The organism is Sphingomonas faeni, from assembly GCF_030817315.1.
GTDB classification, from domain to species: Bacteria; Pseudomonadota; Alphaproteobacteria; order Sphingomonadales; family Sphingomonadaceae; genus Sphingomonas; species Sphingomonas faeni_C.
In genome coordinates, this window is sequence record NZ_JAUSZF010000001.1 from 1,358,898 (window position 1) to 1,379,763 (window position 20,866).

Annotated in this window: 19 protein-coding genes and 1 tRNA gene; 9 read left to right on the plus strand and 11 right to left on the minus strand. The window is 65.3% G+C overall.

All coding sequences use genetic code 11. The features are described 5' to 3' along the window. Nucleotides 1-15 precede the first annotated feature (15 nt). Nucleotides 16-1,836, minus strand: a complete 1,821-nt coding sequence (gene lepA / locus QFZ54_RS06275) for a translation elongation factor 4 (RefSeq protein WP_307085490.1) — start codon at nucleotides 1,834-1,836, stop codon at nucleotides 16-18. 120 nt (nucleotides 1,837-1,956) lie between these two features. Between lepA and QFZ54_RS06280 the strand changes: the two genes are divergently transcribed. Continuing rightward, nucleotides 1,957-2,033 (plus strand) — tRNA-Pro (locus QFZ54_RS06280). 111 nt (nucleotides 2,034-2,144) lie between these two features. On the opposite strand, the gene QFZ54_RS06285 is transcribed toward QFZ54_RS06280, so the two are convergent. Together QFZ54_RS06285 and QFZ54_RS06290 are read right to left on the minus strand one after the other, a co-directional pair. Further along, nucleotides 2,145-2,579 carry a DUF1465 family protein gene (locus QFZ54_RS06285; protein WP_307085492.1) on the minus strand — a complete coding sequence of 145 codons (435 nt, stop codon included), beginning with the start codon at nucleotides 2,577-2,579 and terminating at the stop codon, nucleotides 2,145-2,147. Between the two features lie 142 nt (nucleotides 2,580-2,721). Continuing rightward, on the minus strand, nucleotides 2,722-2,883 hold the full coding sequence (locus QFZ54_RS06290; protein ID WP_274705245.1) for a DUF465 domain-containing protein: 162 nt from the start codon (nucleotides 2,881-2,883) through the stop codon (nucleotides 2,722-2,724). Nucleotides 2,884-3,217: 334 nt separating this feature from the next. Here QFZ54_RS06290 and QFZ54_RS06295 point away from each other — a divergent pair, with 334 nt between their 5' ends. Then, the gene (locus QFZ54_RS06295) at nucleotides 3,218-3,373 is read left to right on the plus strand and encodes a YdcH family protein (RefSeq protein WP_176499386.1); all 156 of its coding nucleotides are present in this window, start codon (nucleotides 3,218-3,220) and stop codon (nucleotides 3,371-3,373) included. A gap of 138 nt (nucleotides 3,374-3,511) precedes the next feature. Here the strand turns inward: QFZ54_RS06295 and QFZ54_RS06300 are convergent, their stop codons facing one another. The 4 genes from QFZ54_RS06300 to QFZ54_RS06315 form a co-directional block, all read right to left on the minus strand. Continuing rightward, entirely contained in the window at nucleotides 3,512-3,841 is a 330-nt protein-coding gene (locus QFZ54_RS06300; protein ID WP_307085499.1) for a PilZ domain-containing protein, read from the minus strand. 61 nt (nucleotides 3,842-3,902) lie between these two features. After that, nucleotides 3,903-4,373: an RNA polymerase-binding protein DksA gene (gene dksA / locus QFZ54_RS06305; RefSeq protein WP_307085501.1), complete on the minus strand. Its 471-nt coding sequence runs from the start codon at nucleotides 4,371-4,373 to the stop codon at nucleotides 3,903-3,905. Nucleotides 4,374-4,609: 236 nt separating this feature from the next. Further along, nucleotides 4,610-4,912, minus strand: coding sequence for a hypothetical protein (locus tag QFZ54_RS06310; protein WP_307085503.1), 303 nt, complete (start codon nucleotides 4,910-4,912; stop codon nucleotides 4,610-4,612). A 103-nt stretch (nucleotides 4,913-5,015) separates the two neighbouring features. Then, nucleotides 5,016-5,456, minus strand: a complete 441-nt coding sequence (locus tag QFZ54_RS06315) for a host attachment family protein (protein WP_187504089.1) — start codon at nucleotides 5,454-5,456, stop codon at nucleotides 5,016-5,018. Between the two features lie 103 nt (nucleotides 5,457-5,559). Between QFZ54_RS06315 and serS the strand changes: the two genes are divergently transcribed. The 5 genes from serS to QFZ54_RS06340 all read left to right on the plus strand — a co-directional run bounded on the left by serS (nucleotide 5,560) and on the right by QFZ54_RS06340 (nucleotide 10,497). Continuing rightward, the gene (gene serS, locus QFZ54_RS06320) at nucleotides 5,560-6,837 is read left to right on the plus strand and encodes a serine--tRNA ligase (protein ID WP_307085506.1); all 1,278 of its coding nucleotides are present in this window, start codon (nucleotides 5,560-5,562) and stop codon (nucleotides 6,835-6,837) included. After that, on the plus strand, nucleotides 6,837-7,601 hold the full coding sequence (surE, locus tag QFZ54_RS06325; protein ID WP_307085507.1) for a 5'/3'-nucleotidase SurE: 765 nt from the start codon (nucleotides 6,837-6,839) through the stop codon (nucleotides 7,599-7,601). Before serS ends, surE begins: the two co-directional genes overlap by 1 nt. Further along, a complete protein-coding gene (locus tag QFZ54_RS06330; protein ID WP_307085509.1) occupies nucleotides 7,601-8,749 on the plus strand; it encodes a M23 family metallopeptidase in 1,149 nt (382 codons plus the stop codon). The genes surE and QFZ54_RS06330 overlap by 1 nt, the downstream gene beginning before the upstream one ends. Nucleotides 8,750-8,849: 100 nt before the next feature. Next, on the plus strand, nucleotides 8,850-10,073 hold the full coding sequence (tyrS, locus tag QFZ54_RS06335; protein WP_307085511.1) for a tyrosine--tRNA ligase: 1,224 nt from the start codon (nucleotides 8,850-8,852) through the stop codon (nucleotides 10,071-10,073). 106 nt (nucleotides 10,074-10,179) lie between these two features. After that, the gene (locus QFZ54_RS06340) at nucleotides 10,180-10,497 is read left to right on the plus strand and encodes a PilZ domain-containing protein (protein WP_307085513.1); all 318 of its coding nucleotides are present in this window, start codon (nucleotides 10,180-10,182) and stop codon (nucleotides 10,495-10,497) included. Between the two features lie 4 nt (nucleotides 10,498-10,501). Here the strand turns inward: QFZ54_RS06340 and recG are convergent, their stop codons facing one another. Beyond that, nucleotides 10,502-12,553 carry an ATP-dependent DNA helicase RecG gene (gene recG, locus QFZ54_RS06345; RefSeq protein WP_307085516.1) on the minus strand — a complete coding sequence of 684 codons (2,052 nt, stop codon included), beginning with the start codon at nucleotides 12,551-12,553 and terminating at the stop codon, nucleotides 10,502-10,504. A gap of 74 nt (nucleotides 12,554-12,627) precedes the next feature. Between recG and QFZ54_RS06350 the strand changes: the two genes are divergently transcribed. Both QFZ54_RS06350 and mfd read left to right on the plus strand, forming a co-directional pair. Then, on the plus strand, nucleotides 12,628-12,894 hold the full coding sequence (locus QFZ54_RS06350) for an FAD assembly factor SdhE (RefSeq protein WP_307085518.1): 267 nt from the start codon (nucleotides 12,628-12,630) through the stop codon (nucleotides 12,892-12,894). 121 nt (nucleotides 12,895-13,015) lie between these two features. Next, nucleotides 13,016-16,486 carry a transcription-repair coupling factor gene (gene mfd, locus QFZ54_RS06355; protein ID WP_307085520.1) on the plus strand — a complete coding sequence of 1,157 codons (3,471 nt, stop codon included), beginning with the start codon at nucleotides 13,016-13,018 and terminating at the stop codon, nucleotides 16,484-16,486. Nucleotides 16,487-16,655: 169 nt separating this feature from the next. Here the strand turns inward: mfd and QFZ54_RS06360 are convergent, their stop codons facing one another. The 3 genes from QFZ54_RS06360 to secA all read right to left on the minus strand — a co-directional run bounded on the left by QFZ54_RS06360 (nucleotide 16,656) and on the right by secA (nucleotide 20,788). Further along, nucleotides 16,656-17,270 carry a CC0125/CC1285 family lipoprotein gene (locus QFZ54_RS06360; RefSeq protein WP_307089299.1) on the minus strand — a complete coding sequence of 205 codons (615 nt, stop codon included), beginning with the start codon at nucleotides 17,268-17,270 and terminating at the stop codon, nucleotides 16,656-16,658. A 127-nt stretch (nucleotides 17,271-17,397) separates the two neighbouring features. Continuing rightward, nucleotides 17,398-17,814 (minus strand): secondary thiamine-phosphate synthase enzyme YjbQ, encoded by a 417-nt coding sequence (locus QFZ54_RS06365; protein WP_307085522.1) that lies wholly within the window; start codon nucleotides 17,812-17,814, stop codon nucleotides 17,398-17,400. Between the two features lie 235 nt (nucleotides 17,815-18,049). Next, a complete protein-coding gene (gene secA, locus QFZ54_RS06370; protein ID WP_307085524.1) occupies nucleotides 18,050-20,788 on the minus strand; it encodes a preprotein translocase subunit SecA in 2,739 nt (912 codons plus the stop codon). Nucleotides 20,789-20,866 lie beyond the last annotated feature (78 nt).

Below are 20,866 nucleotides of genomic sequence, written 5' to 3' on the forward strand. Positions count from 1 at the left end.
AAGCAAAGCTTGGCCTCAGGCGTCGTCGCCCATCCTGAGCGCGGCAATAAACGCCTCCTGCGGAATGCTGACCGAGCCGTATTCGCGCATCTTCAGCTTGCCCTTCTTCTGCTTCTCCAGAAGCTTCTTCTTCCGGCTCGCGTCGCCGCCATAGCATTTGGCGGTCACGTCCTTGCGCATCGCGCTAATCGTCTCGCGCGCGATCACCTTGCCGCCGATCGCCGCCTGGATCGGGATCTTGAACAGATGGCGCGGGATCAGTTCCTTGAGCCGCTCGACCATGCCGCGACCGCGGACTTCGGCGGTCCCGCGGTGGACGATCATGCTCAGCGCGTCGACCGGCTCCTCGTTGACGAGAATACCCATCTTCACGAGATCACCCTCGCGGTAGCCGATCTGATGATAATCGAAGCTCGCATAGCCTTTCGACATTGATTTTAGGCGGTCGTAGAAATCAAAGACAACTTCGTTGAGGGGGAGTTCGTAGGTGGCCTGCGCACGGCCGCCTACATAGGTGAGGTTCTTCTGGATGCCGCGGCGGTCCTGGCAGAGCTTCAGGACGCTACCGAGATACTCGTCGGGGACGTAGATCGTCGCTTCGATCCACGGCTCGCTGATCGTCGCGATCTTGTTCGACTCGGGCATGTCGGCGGGGTTGTGCAGCTCGATATGCGTCGTGCCGGACGGATCGGGGTGGGTCAGCTCGATCTCGTATACGACGGAAGGCGCAGTGGTGATCAGGTCGAGATCATATTCGCGCGTGAGGCGCTCCTGGATGATCTCCAGATGCAGCAATCCGAGGAACCCGCAGCGGAAGCCGAAGCCCAGGGCTGCCGACGTTTCCATCTCGAACGAGAAGCTCGCATCGTTCAACCGCAGCTTCGAGATGCTCTCGCGCAGCTTCTCGAACTCGGCGGCATCGACCGGGAACATCCCGCAGAACACCACCGGCTGGACTTCCTTGAAGCCCGCGAGGGCCTCCAGCGCAGGCCGCTTGGCATCGGTGATGGTGTCGCCGACGCGCGTCTGCGCGACCTCTTTGATCTGCGCGGTGATGAAGCCCATCTCGCCCGTGCCCAGTTCGGTCAGCTGCTCGATCTTAGGGCGGAAACAGCCGACCCGGTCGACCAGATGCATCGTGCCGGTCTGCATGAACTTGATCTGCTGGCCCTTCTTCAGAACGCCGTCGATCACGCGCACGAGGATGACGACGCCGAGATACGGGTCGTACCAGCTGTCGACCAGCATCGCCTTCAGCGGCGCCTCCGGATCGCCGCTGGGCGGCGGGATCTTGGTGACGATCGCCTCGAGGATCTCAACGATGCCGATACCCGACTTGGCCGACGCGAGCACCGCCTCGGATGCGTCGATGCCGATCACATCCTCGATTTCCTTGCGAACCTTCTCGGGCTCGGCGGCGGGAAGATCGATCTTGTTGATCACCGGGACGATCTCGTGGTCGTGCTCGATCGACTGGTAGACGTTGGCGAGCGTCTGCGCCTCGACGCCCTGCGCGGCATCGACCACCAGCAGCGCGCCTTCGCATGCGGCGAGGCTGCGGCTCACCTCATAGGCGAAGTCGACATGGCCCGGCGTGTCCATCAGGTTGAGGACGTAATCGAGGCCGTCCTTCGCGTGATACGCGAGGCGCACGGTCTGCGCCTTGATCGTGATCCCGCGTTCCTTCTCGATGTCCATGTTGTCGAGCACCTGCTCGGACATTTCGCGCGCGGTAAGGCCGCCAGTTTCCTGGATCAGCCGGTCGGCGAGCGTCGACTTGCCATGGTCGATATGGGCGATGATGGAAAAATTGCGGATGCGGTCGAGCGGAGTCATGGCGCGCTCCTAGCAGCGACGCCGCGTGCGCGATAGATCGCCGCAACACTCAACATGCTCCCCCATATTTGTCTTGAACGTTCGGGATGTCGCGGCTAGGGGGCTCACCGGCAATGTTGTCGGGGCGTGGCGCAGTCTGGTAGCGCACTGGTCTCGGGGTCCAGGGGTCGTAGGTTCGAATCCTATCGCCCCGACCATTGCCGATTTTTACGGGGTGAGTTTGCCCCTACCCCGAACCCAAACTCTTCTCGATGTCGCGAGCGTTGTACCCTTAGGGGTCCGCCTGCCGCCCGAAGGCGTCCGGCAGTTCAGAACGCGTTGGCGATCCGCTTCTGCATCGATCGAACCGGACTCGCATCCGGTTCCGGCATATCCTGCGCCTCATCCATCAGAGCCACGCGCCGATGCAGGTCCGTACTGGCCCCGATCATCTCCCGCGCACGCGCCGGCAGCATCGCGAGCAGCGCAGCGTCGGTAACGGGAGCATCCCCCAGGCGTCGCGCGGGATCGAGCGCGTCGCGCGGAAGCAATTCGCCGGACTCGATGGCGCGCTGCGTCAGTAACCAAGCGACGACATGCATCAGCCGCGTCGTGACCTTCAGGGATTCGCAACTGAAGCTGACGCGGATCAACGGGTCGAGCGCCTCGCGCTCCACCCGGCCGGCTTCGTCGAAATAGGTCCGCGCTTCATCCGCCAATATCATCGCTTCGCTATACAGCGCGTCGAACACCTGGCGCTGCATCCGCGATTCATATCTGGGGTGGGTCATCTTCCGGGCAGATGCCACACCGCCTCGACGCCATCCAGAGAGGTTAACGACCCGCTAACCATCACATGTCCCAAAATGCGCCAGTATGTGAGCGCTCCAGTTTAGAGCGCTGCAATCAGGCGATAATATCCGGGATGAGCAAGTCCTCAAGAGACGCGATCTCATCACGGAGCCGCAATTTACGCTTCTTGAGCCGTGCCATCTGCAACTGGTCGGGCGTCGACGCCAGCGCGAGCGCGGCGATCGCATCGTCGAGATCGCGATGCTCTATCCGCATCGAGTCAAGTCGAACTCTGGTCTGCGCGTCGTCCACTCGTCCCCCGATGGCTGCCGTCGTGTGACGGGTCCTTAGCAAACACAGCGCACGGCGCGAGCACGAAACCGCCGCTGACCTGCGAGGACGTCGAAAACATGTTACGTGGCCCCCGCCCCCACTCGACGGACATCCCGAGGGACAGCCCGAGGGGTAGCCTTGGGAGGACGGCCGTCGTCCGATCAGTCCGTCGCGGCAAATCGCTCGGACAATCGATTTGGTCCGTTTCCGATGAAGACATTTCGATGACGGAGTGGTTTACTTCGCTCCCCAACCCGAATGCAGGAGGCAACCCACCGTGCAGACGACTCATCAGACAGCCCTGGAAACCAAGCATGCCGTGCTGGATCAGCGGATAGCCGACGAAACGCATCGTCCGCTACCCGACGCGAACCTGTTGGCGAGCCTGAAGAAGCAGAAGCTGCGACTGAAGGAAGAGATCGTCAGCCTGTAACGGTCGCGATACCGCTCCCCGGGTCGATCCGGGGAGCGACTTGCCCTGCTATCGCGGTTTCGGATTACGCAACGCGTACGCGCTGTCGGATGCCTTTGCGATAGGAGGCGGTGCGATAGGAGGCGGTGCAATAGGAGGCTACACCGAGGGTTTGACCCCGCTGGATGACTTACGCACCCGGAGCGGGTCGATCGGCGAATCGAGCGATATGCCCATCCGACCCTCGGTACACCACGCTACGGTTCCGGCGACATCGCCGATCCCGCGCAACGTTACCGTGACCGGCGTACCGACATCGACGACCTTGGCGAGTTCCGCCATCAGCCCCGTTTCCGAGAGATTGCGGACCCTCGCGTCGCTAGGAGTCGCCTCGTCGCCGATCCGCACCTGCGCGACCAGCAACAGGCTGTCGCGATCGCGCTGTCGCCGGTTGCCGTTACCGTCGGCCGATCCAGTGTCCACGCTCATGCCGCGACCGATTTTACCATGATCGAACACAGCATGCTGTTTCTTCCTCGTCGGTGCGCGATCAATCCTCGCGCGACACCTTTTCGTTACGCTCGTGCCGCTCCTGCGCCTCGACCGTCATCGTGGCGATCGGACGCGCTTCGAGCCGCGCAAGGCTAATAGGCTCACCGGTGACTTCGCAATAGCCATATTCACCTTCGTCGATACGACGAATCGCGGCTTCGATCTTCGAGACGAGCTTGCGTTGACGGTCGCGCGTCCGCAGTTCGATCGACCAGTCGGTTTCGCTCGATGCGCGATCGGTGAGATCCGCCTCGCGCAGCGAATCCACCTGTAACTGAGAAAGCGTCTCCTGCGACTCCCGAAGGATCGATTCCTTCCACTCCTGAAGCTTGCGACGAAAATAGGCCTGCTGCTTCAAGCTCATGAACGGCTCGTCCGCATCCGGACGATAGCCGTCTTCACCGCTGTCGTTAGCGGCCTCTCGACTGGAATTCCCGGTGTCGTCCATACGATTCATTACGGTCGCCATACCACTCTCCCTCTGGCCCCGTCGCATCAGCCTCGCTGATTTCCAGGGACCGCCCCCAAATGGTGAAAGCGCCTATAGTCTCACGTGTCGGCGACCACAAGCGACAGGACTTACACATTCGACCTGCAAACCGACATTATGTTGCGAGCGGCGGACCGTGCGTGTCGCTGCGGCAATCGACTCATATTGGGCGAAGTGCGGTGCGGCGGGGAATCGGCCTGTCCCGGTGCGGTACGTTAACGATGCCGCTTCCGAATCCACATGAGCGGATCGAGCGGGAGCATCGTGATATGGTCGACGTCGAGCGGCGGATCGACCTCCACTGGCGGGTCTTCGACCGGCGGATCGAGCGGCAACGTCTCCTCGGCATTGGGTGGATCGACCGGCGACGTGTCCTCCTCGACCGGCAGCGGATCGAGCACGAGCAGTGCGAGTTCCGGTGGCAGCACGGGATCGAGCGGGCGTCCGCCGGCACCCGTTCCCGCGCCGCCGATGGTGTTGCTGTTCGGCGCGGCAGCGGCAGCACTTGTGGCACGCAAGCGTTTCGCCAAGCCAAAGGGCGTTGCCGCCTAAACGCCCGAATGCCGCAGAGAAAAGGCCCCGCCGGATATGCTCCGACGGGGCCTTTTTCGTATCTGAGGTTCAGGCGTTCTGGAGCGCTTTCTCGATGTCCTTGATCGGATGTCCGGTCAGGTCCTTGTCGAGTTCACCCTTGAGGCGGCTGCTGACTTCCTTGTGGTAATGCTTGCGCAATTCACCAAGTGTCTTCGGCGGTGCGACGACAATCAGCGAGTCATACTTGTTCTTCAGCGCACCCATCTTGAGGAAGTCGGCTGCGTCGGCAGCGAAGCGATCTTCCTCGATCTGGTGGAAATCGGTCGGCTCGACCGAACTCTGCACACCGCCCTGCGGAGACGAGGCGCGGCCCGCGGAGTCGGTCGCCTGGTCGCGGGTGGCCGGATTGTCCTGCTCCTGGGCCTTTTCGACGACGAAATTGGGAAATTCATTGTCTCCCTCGTTGCGCAGGAACAGCATTTTCCGGCCGTCCGCGACGAGCACGACGGAGTTGTGGGGAAGATGCATGCGGGTCTCTCCTTTTCGCTATGCGTACACGGGGTTAACGCGCCCAGTACCGGGGAGGTTGCGCTGCCTTGCGTACGCCCCCGGCGGTCGGCATAGCCCAGCCATGCACGACATACGCCTGATCCGCGACGATCCCGCCGCCTTCGACGCCGCCCTTGCCAAGCGGGGTGTCGCACCGCAGTCCGCCTCGCTGGTGACGCTCGACGAACAGCGCCGAGCGACGATCGCGGAGTCGCAGACCGCGCAGACGCGGCGCAACGAACTGTCGAAGGCGATCGGCCAAGCCAAGGCGCAGAAGGACGAGGCCAAGGCGCAGGCGCTGATGGCCGAGGTCGCGAGCCTGAAGGAGGCGCTGCCGCAGCTGGAAGCGGAGGAAGCGCGACTGAGTGGCGAACTCGACGATATGCTGGCGGCGATCCCCAACCTGCCCGCGACCGACGTGCCGGAAGGCGGCGGCGAAGACGATAACGCGCTCGTCCACACCCGCGGCACGCCGACGATTTTTGCCTTCGCTGCCCGCGAACACGACGCGATCGGTCCGGCGATCGGCCTCGACTTCGAGACCGGCGCGGCGATGTCGGGCGCGCGCTTCACGCTGGTCCGTGGTCCTGCCGCCAAGCTGCAACGCGCGCTCGGGCAGTTCATGCTCGATCACGTCGCCGAGGCCGGCTTCGAACAGGTTTCGCCACCGCTGCTGGTGCGTGACGAAGCCGTGTTCGGCACGGGCCAGTTGCCCAAATTCTCCGAGGACCTGTTCCGCACCACCGATGGTCGCTGGCTGATCCCGACTGCGGAGGTGAGCCTCACCAACATCGTCCGCGAACAGATCCTAGCCGAGGCCGAGCTGCCGTTGCGCTTCACCGCGCTGACGCCGTGCTTCCGCTCCGAGGCAGGTGCTGCGGGGCGCGATACGCGCGGCTATATCCGCCAGCACCAGTTCGACAAGGTCGAGATGGTCTCGATCGTCACGCCCGACATGTCCGAGGCCGAGCACGAGCGGATGACGGCGTGTGCGGAGGGCGTGCTCGATGCGTTGCAGCTGCCGTTCAGGCGGATGCTCCTATGCACCGGCGATATGGGCTTCACCGCGGCACGCACCTACGATCTCGAAGTCTGGCTGCCGGGCCAGGCGCGGTATCGTGAGATCAGCAGCGTCTCGACCTGCACCGATTTCCAGGCGCGCCGCATGAACGCGCGCTATCGGCCCGAGGGCGAGAAGGGAACGCGGTTCGTCCACACGCTCAACGGCTCCGCGCTCGCGGTCGGCCGCACGCTGGTCGCGGTGTTGGAGAATTACCAGCAGGAGGATGGCTCGGTCGCAGTGCCGGCGGTGCTCCAGCCGTACCTAGGCGGGCTGACTATGCTGGAGCCGAAGCGCTGATGCGGATCCTGCTGACCAACGACGACGGCTATTACGCCCCTGGACTCAAGGTGTTGGAGGCGATTGCCAAGACGCTGTCGGACGACGTCTGGGTGGTGGCGCCGGCGGAGGAACAGTCGGGCGCAGGCCATTCGCTGACGCTGTCGCGACCGTTGCGCGTCCGTAAGCACGGCGAGAAGCGCTACGCGGTGGCGGGCACGCCGACCGACGCGGTGATGATGGCGCTGGCCAAGATCATGAAGGATTGCCAGCCCGACCTGATCCTGTCCGGCGTCAACCGCGGGGCGAACCTCGCCGAGGACGTGACCTATTCGGGCACCGTTTCGGCAGCGATGGAGGGCGCGCTGGGCGGCATCCGGTCGATCGCGCTGAGCCAGATCTACAGTCGCGAGGGGATGGGCGACAGCGTACCGTTCGAGGCGGCAGCTGCCTGGGGCGAGCGCGTGTTGCGGCCGCTGGTCGATGCGCCGCTCGCTCCACGGACGCTGGTCAACATCAACTTCCCCGCTTGTCCCGCCGACGCGGTGAAGGGCGTCCGTGTCGTCGGCCAGGGCCTGCGCGACTATGGGCGGTTGCAGATCGTCAGCAACACCGATCCGCGCGGGTACGAATATCACTGGTTCGCGCTCGGCCGGACGGTCGAGACGCCGGCGCACGCGACCGATCTCGAAGCGACGGCGGCGGGATATGTGTCGGTCACGCCGTTGCACCTCGACCTGACGCATTTCGAATCGATGGACATGCTGACGCAGGCCTATCGTTGATGCGGCGTGCGGGCGTCCTGGTTTTGCTGGCGACGCTCGCGCTGACCGCGTGCATTCCGAAGGTCGATCGTCCCGCCGGCTACGGAAACGCACCGCAGCGCCCGTACCGCGATCCCCCGCCCCGCCGCGACGATCCGCCTCGCCCCCGTGAGACTACGCCGCGGGAGAATAGGCCTCGCGACGACAGGCCGGTGCAGGACATTCCCGGACGCGATACCGGCGAGGTCACCACCCTGCCCGCCCCGCGCCCCGCTTGGGAGGCGCGGCCGGTCAGCGCGGATGCGAAGACGATTCCGGACACCACCTACATCGTCCGGCCCGGCGATACGCTGAGCCGCGTCGTCGATCGCAGCGGCGCGAGCCTCGAAGCGATCGCCCGCGCGAACGACCTCGAGCCTCCTTATACGATCCGCACCGGCCAGCGGTTGCAGATCCCCGGTGGCCGCTATCACCAGGTCCGCCGCGGCGAGACCGGCATCGCGATCGCCCGCGCCTACGGCGTAGAATGGTCGCGGATCGTCGCCGTCAACGCACTCGTCGAACCGTACGTGCTGCGCGCCGACCAGCGCATCCAGATCCCCGGCGAAGCAAGCGGCGGCACCGCCAGCGCCTCCGAACGCGCGCGGGCGTTCACGCTCGACATCGACGACATCCTGACCGGTGGCGAACCCGCGCTCGCGAGCAACCAGGCGCCGGCAAGACCGATCGCGACACCGCGCCGCGTGCTCCCGTCCAACGCCGTCGTGACCGCGCCAGCCCGTCTGGCGAGCGGCGGGTTCCTGTGGCCAGTCGACGGCAAGGTCGTGAAACGCTTCGGCCACGGCGCGAGCGGCGAGCGCAACGACGGCATCAAGATCGCGGTGCCGGTCTCGACCCCGATCCATGCGGCGGCGGACGGCGTGGTCGCGTATGTCGGCGACGGCATCGCTGCGCTTGGCGGGTTGGTGATCATCAAGCATGGCGGTGGCTGGACGAGCGTCTATGGCCACGCATCGAAGCTGCTCGTTCAGCGCGGCCAGAGCGTGAAACGGGGTCAGACGGTTGCGTTGTCGGGCGATACCGGGTTTGCGGACCGGCCGGAGTTGCACTTCGAACTGCGTAAGGGGCGCACGCCAGTGGATCCGACGTCGCAACTGCCGCGAACCTGATTCTCCCCTTCCGCTTGCGGGAGGGGTCGGGGGAGGGCATGGGGACGACGAAGCCCCTCCCCTAACCCCTCCCGCAAGCGGAAGGGGAACGAGACGCACCATGACCTACCAGTCCGACCTGCTCACCACGCTGACCTCGCGCGGCTATGTCCACCAGATGACCGACGCCGCCGCGCTCGATGCGCTCGCGGGCAAGCAGGTCGTCCCCGGCTATATCGGCTTCGATCCGACCGCACCGTCGCTCCACGTCGGCAGCCTCGTGCAGATCATGCTGCTCCGCCGGCTCCAGCAGACCGGGCACAAGCCGATCGTCCTGATGGGCGGCGGCACCGGCAAGATCGGCGACCCCAGCTTCAAGGACGAAGCGCGCAAACTGCTCGGCGAGGACGGCATCAAGGCCAATGTCGCCTCGATCCGCCGCATTTTCGAACGCTTCCTGACCTTCGGTGACGGGCCCACGGACGCCGTGATGCTCGACAATGCCGAGTGGCTCGACGCGCTCGAATACATCCCGTTCCTGCGCGACGTCGGCCAGCATTTCTCGGTCAATCGGATGCTCGCGTTCGATTCGGTCAAGCTCCGCCTCGACCGCGAACAGTCGCTGAGCTTCCTCGAATTCAACTACATGATCCTCCAGGCCTACGACTTCCTGGAACTGTCGCGCCGCGCCACGTGCCGGTTGCAGATGGGCGGGTCGGACCAGTGGGGCAACATCGTCAACGGCATCGAACTGGCGCGCCGCATGGATTCCACCGAGGTCTACGGCGTCACCACGCCGCTGATCACGACCGCGGACGGCGGCAAGATGGGCAAGACTATGTCGGGCGCGGTATGGCTGCACGAGGACCAGTTGCCGCACTTCGACTACTGGCAGTTCTGGCGCAACACCGACGACCGCGATGTCGGCCGCTTCCTGAAACTGTTCACCGACCTCCCGCTCGACGAGATCGCACGCCTCGAAGCGCTCGAAGGCGCGCAGATCAACGCCGCCAAGATCGTCCTCGCCAACGAAGCGACCGCGATGTGCCGCGGGCGCGAGGCAGCCGAACAGGCCGCCGAGACTGCGCGAAAGACGTTCGAGGAGGGCGCTTCGGGCAACGCGCTGCCCAGCTACGCCGTTGCCGGTGGCGCGATCGGTGTCGTCGAGGCTCTGGTCGGGCTGGGCTTTGTCGCCTCCAACGGCGAGGCCCGTCGCAAGATCGCAGAGGGCGCGGTGCGGGTTGACGGCGAACCGATGCGCGAGCCAACCGCGAGCATCGACGTCGCCTCACCCGTCCGGCTCAGCCTCGGCAAGAAACGCCATGGGATGCTAACCCCCTCGTAATAGACGCCGTCTCGTTTCGAAGAACGCCGCGTTAAGCATCACCGTCCGTATCGGGTTCACGCGAGGACGCGTACACCGGGGGATGATTATTCCAGGGGAACGATCGATGCCACGCTACGCAACGGCCGTTCGCGATACGCGCGGCGAGCCCCGCGACGAGGTGATGCATCGGACGCATGCGCTCGACGGCGACGATCGCACGGTGAGGCTCGTGCTGGTCAACATGTCCGCCAACGGCCTCATGGCACGCTGCGACGGCGATCCGGTGGCGGGTGAACGACTGCGGATCCGCCTGCCGATCCTGGGCTATGTCGACACGATCGTACGCTGGTCGCTCGGCGGGCGGATCGGCTGCGAGCTCGAGCGGACGATACCGCTGGCCGAGTATTACACGATGCTCACGGTAATGACCCGCAACAGCTGACGGTTCACCCCGAGCGGAGCAGCGCCACGCCGGCGTCGCGATCGAACAGGTAAAGTGCGGTACGTGCCGCCTGCCCTCGTGGTCCTTCGAGGCCACCATCGCGGTCGATCAGCAGGCGCGCGTCGTCGTGCGCGCATTGCAGCAGGTCGGCCATCATGTCGGGGGTGGCGAGCCGGAACGCCATCTCGCCGGATTGCTTGGTGCCGAGCAGTTCGCCAGCCCCTCGCAGTCGCAAGTCTTCCTCCGCGATGCGGAAGCCGTCGTTGGTCTCGCGCATCAGCGCGAGGCGCGCGCGCGACGTTTCGCTCAGCGAAGAGCCGCGCATCAGCAGGCAGATCGACCGCCCGGTGCCGCGCCCTACCCGCCCGCGGAGCTGGTGGAGCTGGGCGAGGCCGAAGCGGTCGGCATGCTCGATCACGATCAGCGTCGCGTTGGGGACGTCGACGCCGACCTCGATCACCGTCGTCGCGACAAGGACGGAGGTGTTGGCGGCGGAGAACTCGGCCATCACCGCGTCCTTCTCGGCGGGTTTCATGCGGCCGTGGACGAGTGCGACCTTCTCGCCGAACCGCGCGCGCAATGTCTCCGCGCGCATCTCGGCGGCGGCGAGGTCGCTCTTCTCGCTCTCTTCGACGAGCGGGCACACCCAATAGGCCTGCCCGCCATCGGCCAGATGCCGGCCGAGCGCGTTGACCACGTCGTCGAGGCGGTCTTCGGAGATCACGCGCGTCTCGATCGGCTGACGGCCCGGCGGCATCTCGTCGAGCCGGCTGACGTCCATCTCGCCATATTGCGCGAGCGTCAGCGTGCGCGGGATCGGCGTTGCGGTCATTGCGAGCAGATGCGGCGGCGCGACGCCCTTCGCCTGCAACGTCATCCGCTGCGCGACCCCGAAGCGGTGCTGCTCGTCGACCACCACAAGCCCCAAGTCCTTGTAGCCGACCGCATCCTGGAAGATCGCGTGCGTGCCGATCAAGATATCAATCTCGCCGCTCGCCAGCGCCATCAGCGTTGCCTCGCGCACGCGCCCCTTGTCGCGACCGGTAAGCACGCCGACGTTGATCGGCAGCCCGGCGAGCGTTTTCCGCAGCGTCTCGTAATGCTGGCGCGCGAGGATTTCGGTCGGCGCGAGCATCGCGGCCTGAGCGCCTGCCTCGACCGCGATCAGCATCGCCATCGCCGCGACGAGCGTCTTGCCCGAGCCGACATCGCCTTGCAGCAGCCGCAGCATCGGCGCGGTCTGCGCGAGATCGCCCTCGATCTCGCCCACCGTCCGCGATTGGGCGCCGGTGAGGGTGTATGGAAGCTTGAGCAGATCGCGCAGCCGCCCGTCGCCCTGCAACGCACGGCCACGACGCTTGCGGGTATCCGCGCGGACGATCGTCATCGCGAGCTGGTTCGCGAACACCTCGTCATAGGCCAGCCGCTCGCGCGCCTTCGCATCCGACGGGTCTGCATGGATGCGTTCCAGCGACTCATGCCAGCCCGGCCATTCGCGCTTCGCCTTCAGGCCCGGCTCGATCCATTCGGGCAGGTCCGGCGCGCGTGCGACCGCCTGCGCGGTCAGCGCCGCCAGTCGTCGCGAGGTGAGGCCTTCCGACAGCGGATAGATCGGCTCGCGCTCGCGCAACTCCTCGTCCGGCTCGACGATGTCGGGATGGACGATCTGCAATTCCTGGCCGTATTCGTCGAGCCGGCCCGAGATGCGCTTGGCCTCGCCGATCGGGAGGAGCTTCTTCGCCCAGCCGGAGCTGCCCCCGAAGAAGACGAGGCTGACGTAATTGCCGTGCTCGTCGGTCGCCTGCACACGCGTCGGACCGCGCCCCGCACTGATCTTGTAGTCGCGCGGGGTCAGCGTGATCGTGATGATCCGCCCCGCATCGCTCGACATCAGCTCGGTGCGCGGCAGGCGATCGACGTATCCGGTCGGCAAATGGAAGGCGACGTCGACGACGCGCGCGAGCCCGAGCCGGTCGAGCGGCTTGGCAAGCGCAGGCCCCACCCCCTTCAGGACGAGGGTTTCGGCGAACAGCGGATTGAGGATTTCGGGTCGCATGACTATCTGCCTCATATAGCCAAGCCGACGGCCGCTGCCAGAGCGGTCGCCGGCTGTTCGTGTTTGGAGATACGATGGACCACGAGACCCGCCTCAAGCGCCTGGGCTTTCGCAGCTCGCACCGCGGCACGCGCGAAGCCGACATGATGATCGGCGGCTTCTTCGAAACCTATGGCCGGACGTGGACGCCCGAGCAGCTCGACTGGTTCGAGGCGCTGCTCGAGGAACAGGACGTCGACATCATGGGCTGGGCGATCGGCTCGATCGCGTGCCCGCCCGAATGGGACGGGCCGATGATGCAGGCGATGCGCGACATCAACTACGTGACGGTCGTGAAGTAGGCCTTCTGCGCCCCTCCCTGGAAGGGAGGGGTTGGGGTGGGTCGGCCGCTTGGCGGTCGTGACACGCGCCTCATACCACCCCACCCCCAAGCCCCTCCCTTCCAGGGAGGGGGGAGTTCGAATGCCAGACCTCAAGACGATCCTCTCCGCGACGACCCCGCTGACGCTGTCGGGCGTGCCGTCCGGCTTCCAGCCGTCGCTGCTCGCCGACCTCGCCCGGGCCGCGAAAACCCGCGCGGTGTTCATCGCGCCGGACGATGCGGCGATGCGCGCGATCGCCTCGACGGCGGCCTATTTCGCGCCCGATCTCGAAGTGCTGAGCTTCCCCGCCTGGGACTGTCTCCCTTACGACCGCGCCTCGCCCACGCTGCGTATCATGGCCGAGCGCGTCGCCGCCCTGCAACGTCTGCAAGGCAAGCCCAAGGGTCCGCAGCTCCTCCTCACCACCGCCAACGCCGCGACTCAGCGCGTCCTAACCCCGTTCCGCATCCGCCAGCTCGTCGCACGGCTCGCGCCCGGTGAACGGATCGGCCGTGACAAGCTTGCCGTGCTGCTCCAGGCGAACGGCTATGTCCGCACCGACACCGTCCACGACCAGGGCGAATATGCGGTGCGCGGCGGGATCGTCGATCTCTACCCGTCGGGCGAAGACCACGCGCTCCGCCTCGATTTCTTCGGCGACGAGATCGAGAGCGTCCGCACCTTCGACGCGGCCGACCAGCGCACCACCGGCCGGATCGACGGCTTCGTCCTGCTCCCGGCCTCCGAAGCGCTGCTCGACGAGGACTCGATCAAGCGTTTCCGCACTCGTTACCGCGACGCGTTCGGCGCGACCGCGACCGGCGATCCGATGTACCAGGCGATCTCCGAAGGCCGGCGGATCGCAGGCATGGAGCATTGGCTGCCGCTGTTCGAGGAGAAGATGGCGACGCTGTTCGACCATCTCGGCGCCGACGACGTCGTGGTCCGCGACAACGGCGTCGCCGCGGCGGTCGAAAGCCGGCTCGAATCGATCGCCGACTATTACGAGAACCGCAAGCGCGCCGAAGCCGCCCAGCCCGGCAGCTACCGCCCGATGCCCGCCAAGGCGCTGTACCTCGACGCGCAGGAATGGTCCGGCGGCGTCGAGGCGTTCGCCGCGCACATCACCTCGCCATTCCACGAACCGCCAAGCGACACCGTGCTCGACTTCGACGTCGACGGCCCGCGCGATTTCGGCCCCGAGCGCGCCGCGCAAACGAACATCTACGAAGCCGTCGCCGATCACGTCGAGAAGCTCCGGAAACAGGGCCGCAAGCCGATCCTCGCCAGCTATTCGATCGGCGCGCGTGAACGCCTGGGGAGCCTGCTCGCCGACCATGACATGAAAGGCGGCAAGCACGCCGAAACCTGGCAGGAGGCGCTTGGCATCGCGGATACCGCGCAAAGCTTCGGCGTCGCGCTGATCGTCCTGCCGCTCGATCACGGCTTCACCGCGCCGGGGATCGCGGTTCTTACCGAGCAGGACATGCTCGGCGACCGCCTCGTCCACCGCAAGAAGCGCAAGAAATCCGCCGACGCGTTCCTCGCCGAATTGGCGACGCTGACGCCGGGTGACCTCGTCGTCCACACCGAGCACGGGATCGGGCGGTACGAGGGCCTGACCTCGATCCCGGTGGGCCAGAGCCCGCATGATTGCGTCGCGCTGAGCTATGCCGGTGGCGACAAGCTGTACGTGCCGGTCGAGAATATCGACGTCCTCTCGCGCTACGGCTCGTCCGAGGAAGGCGCGACGCTCGACCGTCTCGGCGGCGAAGGCTGGCAGCGTCGCAAGTCGAAGATGAAGGAGCGGATCCGCGAGATTGCCGGCGAACTCATCGCGACCGCCGCCGAACGTGCGCTGCATCCGGGCGATGTGCTCGAACCCGATGCGAGCGGCTACCCCAGCTTCGTCGACCGCTTCCCGTACGAGGAAACCGAGGACCAGGATCGCGCGATCGAGGACGTGCTGGGTGACTTGGCCGCGGGCAAGCCGATGGACCGGCTGGTGGTCGGCGACGTCGGCTTCGGCAAGACCGAGGTTGCACTACGCGCCGCATTCGTCGCGGCGATGGGGGGCAAGCAGGTCGCGATCGTGTGCCCGACGACGCTGCTCGCGCGCCAGCACTACAACAACTTCGTCGCCCGCTTCGAAGGCTTCCCGATGAACATGGGCCGCCTGTCGCGGCTCGTCACCGCGAGCGAGGCGAAGGCGACCAAGGAGGGTCTCGCGAACGGCACGATCGACGTCGTCATCGGCACGCATGCGCTGCTCGCGAAGAATATCGACTTCAAGCGGCTCGGGCTGGTGGTGGTCGACGAGGAACAGCGCTTCGGCGTCACGCACAAGGAGCGGCTGAAGGCACTGCGGGCGGACGTCCACATGCTGACGCTGACCGCGACACCGATCCCGCGCACGCTCCAGATGGCGATGTCGGGCATCCGCGAGCTGTCGGTGATCCAGACCCCGCCGGTCGATCGCCTTGCGGTGCGGACCTACATCATGCCGTTCGATCCCGTTGTGCTGCGCGAGGCGTTGCTTCGCGAGCATTACCGTGGCGGGCAGAGCTTCGTCGTCACCCCCCGCGTGGCAGATCTGCCCGAGATCGAGGACTTCCTGCGGGAACAGGTCCCAGAGATCCGTTTCGTCGTCGCGCACGGCCAGATGTCGCCGACCGAGGTCGAGGAGCGCATGTCGGCGTTCTACGACAAGAAGTTCGAGGTGCTCGTCTCCACCACGATCATCGAAAGCGGGATCGACATCGCGTCGGCCAACACGATGATCGTCCATCGCGCCGACCGCTTCGGCCTCGCCCAGCTGTATCAGCTGCGCGGGCGCGTCGGCCGGTCGAAGACGCGTGCCTATGCGTATCTCGTGACGCCGCCTGAGCGGCAGATGACGGTGACGGCCGAGAAGCGCCTGAAGGTGTTGTCCGATCTCGATTCACTCGGAGCTGGCTTCCAGCTGGCGAGTCACGATCTCGATATCCGCGGCGCGGGCAACATGCTCGGCGACGAGCAGACCGGGCACATCAAGGAGGTCGGGTTCGAGCTTTACCAGGCGATGCTGGAGGAGGCGATCATGGACGCCAAGGCCGGCGGGATGACGTCGTCGCGGCCGCGCGATTTCTCGCCGCAGATCACGGTCGACGCACCGATCCTCATTCCCGAGGATTACGTCCCCGATCTCGACCTGCGGATGGGGCTGTATCGCCGCCTCAACGATCTCGACGAGGGCCAGGAGATCGAGGCGTTCGCCGCCGAGATGATCGACCGGTTCGGGCCGTTGCCGGATGCGACCGAGAATTTGATCAAGGTCATCGAGATCAAGCTGAACGCCAAGCGCGCGTGCGTGTCGAAGATCGACGTTGGGCCGAAGGGCGTGCTGGTGTCGTTCCACGACGACAAGCCGCCGAACATCGACAAGCTGCTGGCGTATGTTGAGCGGCTGAACGGGGTCGCGCGGTTGCGGCCGGACAGCAAGCTGGTGTTGCAGCGGGCTTGGGGCGATCCGAAGGCTCGGCTGCATGGGGCGTTGCAGCTGTCGAAGGGGCTGGCGAAAGCGGCTTCTTAAGCCCTCTCCCCTCTGGGGAGAGGGTTAGGTGAGGGGCTGCCACGTAGGACGTCGCCTAGAACAGCCCCTCTCCCCGGCCCTCTCCCCGTAGGGGAGAGGGAGCAGTGGCACGAAAAAGGCCGAACTACCCTGGGGTAGCCCGACCTTTTTAGTGTTTGAAAGCCTAGGCTTACTTCGGCAGCACGACGCTCGGGCCAATGCTGTCGACGACCTTCCGGGCATCGAACGCGCGGATGTTGTCGCGCGGGATCGGGCCCTTGCGCATCACGATCTCGGCGGTCGCCTCGTAGCGATCGATCGTGCGGACGTCGAAGTCGTTGCCCCATGGGCCGCCACCGAAACCGCCGCCAAATCCACCGAACCCGCCGCCAAAGCCGGGGCTCCAGTTACGCCAGCCGAAGCCTCGGCCGTAGTAACGCCACGACGGACCCCAATAGCCGCCGAAGCCGCCATACCCAAACCCGCCGCCGAGACCCGGTGTCGAGTAGGTGCGCGACTGGAGGTTGGTGTCGCGGTCGGCCATTAAATAATAGTCATAGCCGTTCTGCAACGTCAGTTCGGCGGCGCGGAAGAACAGGTAGCGCTCGACGGTATCGCGCGACGTGACGCTGTTGCCGGCGAAGCTGACGAGGAAGCGGCCCGGCTCGATCATACGGTCGCTATAGCCGGTGCGGCTGAACCCCTGGCCCGTCGCCGGCCGATAGGTGGTCTCGGTCGCGCAACCGGCCAGCAATAGGGCGCCCGTTGCGAGCGCTGCCAGTGCGACCTTGCGACCAGGTTTCATGAACATGGTATGTCTCCGTTCGCGGCGAGTGCGGCGAAACGCCTCTTATTAGCCGTCAGTGGTGGAACGGTTGATGAACGGGTTCGCTCCAATGCGCCACCTTGCTGACTCATTTTTCACGATTCGTCTAAACGCCGATCAAGTGCAGCGCCAAAGTGCGGCGATGCGGGCGGCGGCGATGCTCGAACATATATATGCCCTGCCACGTGCCGAGTGCGAGTCGTGCGTCGATCAGCGGGATCGAGAGCTGGACCTGGGTGAGCGCAGTGCGCAGGTGGGCCGGCATGTCGTCCGGGCCTTCGTCGTCATGTTCGTACTCGCGCGATTCCGGGGCGATGCGGGCGAAATAGGCTTCGAGGTCGGTGCGGACTTCAGGCGCCGCGTTTTCCTGGATCAGGAGGGAGGCGGAGGTGTGGCGGCAGAAGATCGTCAGCAAGCCTTCGGTGAGGCGCTGGTCACGGGTCCAGCGGGCGATCTGGTCGGTGACGTCGACGAGGCCTTGGCGGGTGGTGTCGATGGTTAGGATCGTGGTGGCTTGGCGCATGGGGTCCTAACGATCGGTCGAGGGGGTTGCTCCACGCTACCGTCTCCCCGCCAACAGCCTGCACTCATGTCTCCTCGGGAGAATGGAGGGCCCATATCATCCTGCACCACCCCGGCGGAGGCCGGGGCCCAGTTGGGGGACGTTGCTAACTGCGGATGCGCTCCGTTACTCCAACCTTTCCAACTGGGCCCCGGCCTTCGCCGGGGTGGTACCAGTTAGGAGAGCGCAACGTCCCTCAAACAGCCCCGTGGCACTGCTTGTACTTCCGCCCCGACCCACACGGGCAAGGCGCGTTGCGGCTCACCACACCTTCCCAGTTCGCAGGATCCTCGCCGATATCGCCTTCCTGCGGCTGAGGGATCTGCAACGGTGGCATCTGCGACGTGATGTGCCCCCGCGTCCCCCCGTCGAAGTCGTTCGAGTCGTCCTCCCCCGTAAACGGATCGAAATGCGTCGTGATGAAGTCCGGCAGTTCGGGCAGCCCGACCGGTGCCTGCATCTGGAACTGGGCATGCGCGATCGTCTTGGTCACGTCCTCGCGGATCGTCTCGAGCATCCGCTGGAACAGCGAGAACGCCTCCTGCTTATACTCGTTGATCGGCGTCTTCTGTGCGTAGGCGCGCAGATGGACGACCTGACGCAGCGCGTCGAGCGTCGCCAGATGCTCCTTCCAGTGATGATCGAGGTTCTGCAACAGGATCGACTTCTCGACCGACGTCCACGTCTCGGTATCCAGATCGGCGGACTTCTGCGCGATCGCCTCGTCCGCCATCGTGCGGATGCGCTCTTCCAGAACCTCGGGATCGACCGATTCTTCCAGCAGCCACGCGTCGATCGACGGTTCGAGGTTCATCACCTCCGCAAGCCGCGTCTTCATCCCTGCGACATCCCACTGCTCGGGATACGAGTTGGGCGGGCACGCATCGCCGACGATGACATTGACCGTCTCCGCGCGCATGTCGGTCACCACGTCGCCGACCGTGTCGGCATCCATGATGTCCGCGCGCTGCTCGTAGATCACCTTGCGCTGCTCGTTCATCACGTCATCATATTCGACGACCTGCTTGCGGATGTCGTAGTTGCGCGCCTCGACCTTCTTCTGCGCGGTCTCGATCGCCTTCGACAACCACTTGCTGCCGATCGCCTCGCCGTCCTCGATGTTGTTGCGCATCATCTTGGCGAACAGCGTGTCCGGCCCGAAAATCCGCAGCAGATCGTCGTCGAGGCTGAGGTAGAAGCGCGACAGGCCCGGATCGCCCTGACGGCCCGAACGCCCGCGCAGCTGGTTGTCGATGCGCCGGCTCTCGTGACGCTCGGTGCCGAGCACGAACAGACCACCCGCGGCGAGCACCGCCTGCTTCTCCGCCTCGATCTCGATCGTGATCCGCGCCGCCGCCTCGTCATATTCGGGCGTGCCCTCGACCAGCTCGGGATGCTCGTCGAGCATACGGAACTCCAGGTTGCCGCCGAGTTTGATGTCGGTGCCGCGGCCCGCCATGTTCGTCGCGATCGTCACCGCGGACTTGCGCCCGGCCTGCGCGACGATGTGCGCCTCCATCTCGTGGAAGCGCGCGTTGAGCACCTTGTGATCGACGTTCTCGCCGACCAGGAACTCGCTCAGCATCTCGGACTTCTCGATCGACACCGTGCCGACCAGCACCGGCTGACCCAGGTCGGCGTGATGCTTGATCTTCTTGGCGATCGCCGCGAACTTGTCCTTGGTATCCTTGTAGAACTCGTCTTCCTCGTCGACGCGCTTCACCTCGACGTTGGTCGGGATGCTGACGACGTTGATCTTGTAGATGTCGTAGAACTCGGCCGCCTCGGTCGCCGCGGTACCGGTCATGCCGCCGATCTTGGGGTACATGCGGAAATAGTTCTGGAACGTGATCGAGGCCATCGTCTGGTTCTCGGGCTCGATCTGGACGCCCTCCTTCGCCTCGACCGCCTGGTGCAGGCCGTCCGACCAGCGCCGGCCGTCCATCATGCGACCGGTGAACTCGTCGATGATGATGACCTTGCCGTCCTTGACGATGTAGTCGATGTCCGACTTGAACATCACGATCGCGCGCAGCGCCTGGTTGAGGTGATGCACGACCTGCGTGTTCTCGAAGTCGTACAGGTTCTGCCCCTCGAGCAGCCCGGCCGCCTCGAGCATCCGCTCGACCTTCTCGGTGCCGTCCTCGGTGAGGATGATCGTCTTCTGCTTCTCATCCTTGTCGTAGTCGCCGGGGACGAGCTGCTTCACGACCGCGTCGACCTGGATATACAGCTCGGACTTGTCGTCGGTCGGACCCGAGATGATCAGCGGCGTGCGCGCCTCGTCGATCAGCACCGAATCGACCTCGTCGACCACCGCGAAGTTGAACGGCCGCTGCGTCATCGCACTGCGCTCGTACTTCATGTTGTCGCGCAGATAGTCGAAGCCGAACTCGTTGTTGGTGCCGTAGGTGATGTCCGCGGCATAGGCGGCGCGGCGTTCCTCGTCCGACAGGTTCGGGATGATGACGCCGATCGTCATGCCCAGGAAGGTATAGACCTGCCCCATCCACTCGGCGTCGCGCGCGGCGAGGTAGTCGTTGACGGTGACGACGTGGACGCCGTCGCCGGGCAGCGCGTTGAGATAGGTCGCGAGCGTGGCCACGAGCGTCTTGCCCTCGCCGGTCCGCATCTCGGCGATCTCGCCGCGGTGAAGGACGATGCCGCCGACCATCTGCACGTCGTAATGGCGCTGGCCGAGCACGCGGTGCGCGGCCTCGCGGACGGTCGCGAACGCCTCGGGGAGCAGGTCGTCGAGCTTCTCGCCGTTCGCGAGACGCGCACGGAACTTGACGGTCTGCGCGGAGAGTTCCTCGTCCGACATCGCCTGGAGCGACGGCTCGAACGAGGCGATCTTGGCGAGGATCGGGTTGAGCGACTTGACGTACCGGTCGTTGGACGAACCGAACAAGGATTTGGCGAGGCCACCGAACATGGGCTGATTTCCTGAAATTATGGCGCGGCGACACACGGTGGGCGCACGCGGACGCGGATCACTCGGATCCAAAGGTTA

Bases quoted from the DNA above. Each gene is read 5' to 3' on its own strand.
- dksA (WP_307085501.1), bottom strand. From the start codon at position 4,373: ATGGCGACCGTAATGAATCGTATGGACGACACCGGGAATTCCAGTCGA.
- QFZ54_RS06290 (WP_274705245.1), bottom strand. From the start codon at position 2,883: ATGCGGATAGAGCATCGCGATCTCGACGATGCGATCGCCGCGCTCGCG.
- recG (WP_307085516.1), bottom strand. From the start codon at position 12,553: ATGCGACCCGAAATCCTCAATCCGCTGTTCGCCGAAACCCTCGTCCTG.
- QFZ54_RS06285 (WP_307085492.1), bottom strand. From the start codon at position 2,579: ATGCAGCGCCAGGTGTTCGACGCGCTGTATAGCGAAGCGATGATATTG.
- QFZ54_RS06330 (WP_307085509.1), top strand. From the start codon at position 7,601: ATGCGGCGTGCGGGCGTCCTGGTTTTGCTGGCGACGCTCGCGCTGACC.
- mfd (WP_307085520.1), top strand. From the start codon at position 13,016: ATGCCAGACCTCAAGACGATCCTCTCCGCGACGACCCCGCTGACGCTG.
- QFZ54_RS06365 (WP_307085522.1), bottom strand. From the start codon at position 17,814: ATGCGCCAAGCCACCACGATCCTAACCATCGACACCACCCGCCAAGGC.
- tyrS (WP_307085511.1), top strand. From the start codon at position 8,850: ATGACCTACCAGTCCGACCTGCTCACCACGCTGACCTCGCGCGGCTAT.
- QFZ54_RS06340 (WP_307085513.1), top strand. From the start codon at position 10,180: ATGCCACGCTACGCAACGGCCGTTCGCGATACGCGCGGCGAGCCCCGC.
- serS (WP_307085506.1), top strand. From the start codon at position 5,560: ATGCACGACATACGCCTGATCCGCGACGATCCCGCCGCCTTCGACGCC.
- lepA (WP_307085490.1), bottom strand. From the start codon at position 1,836: ATGACTCCGCTCGACCGCATCCGCAATTTTTCCATCATCGCCCATATC.
- surE (WP_307085507.1), top strand. From the start codon at position 6,837: ATGCGGATCCTGCTGACCAACGACGACGGCTATTACGCCCCTGGACTC.
- QFZ54_RS06350 (WP_307085518.1), top strand. From the start codon at position 12,628: ATGGACCACGAGACCCGCCTCAAGCGCCTGGGCTTTCGCAGCTCGCAC.
- secA (WP_307085524.1), bottom strand. From the start codon at position 20,788: ATGTTCGGTGGCCTCGCCAAATCCTTGTTCGGTTCGTCCAACGACCGG.
- QFZ54_RS06360 (WP_307089299.1), bottom strand. From the start codon at position 17,270: ATGAAACCTGGTCGCAAGGTCGCACTGGCAGCGCTCGCAACGGGCGCC.
- QFZ54_RS06315 (WP_187504089.1), bottom strand. From the start codon at position 5,456: ATGCATCTTCCCCACAACTCCGTCGTGCTCGTCGCGGACGGCCGGAAA.
- QFZ54_RS06300 (WP_307085499.1), bottom strand. From the start codon at position 3,841: ATGAGCGTGGACACTGGATCGGCCGACGGTAACGGCAACCGGCGACAG.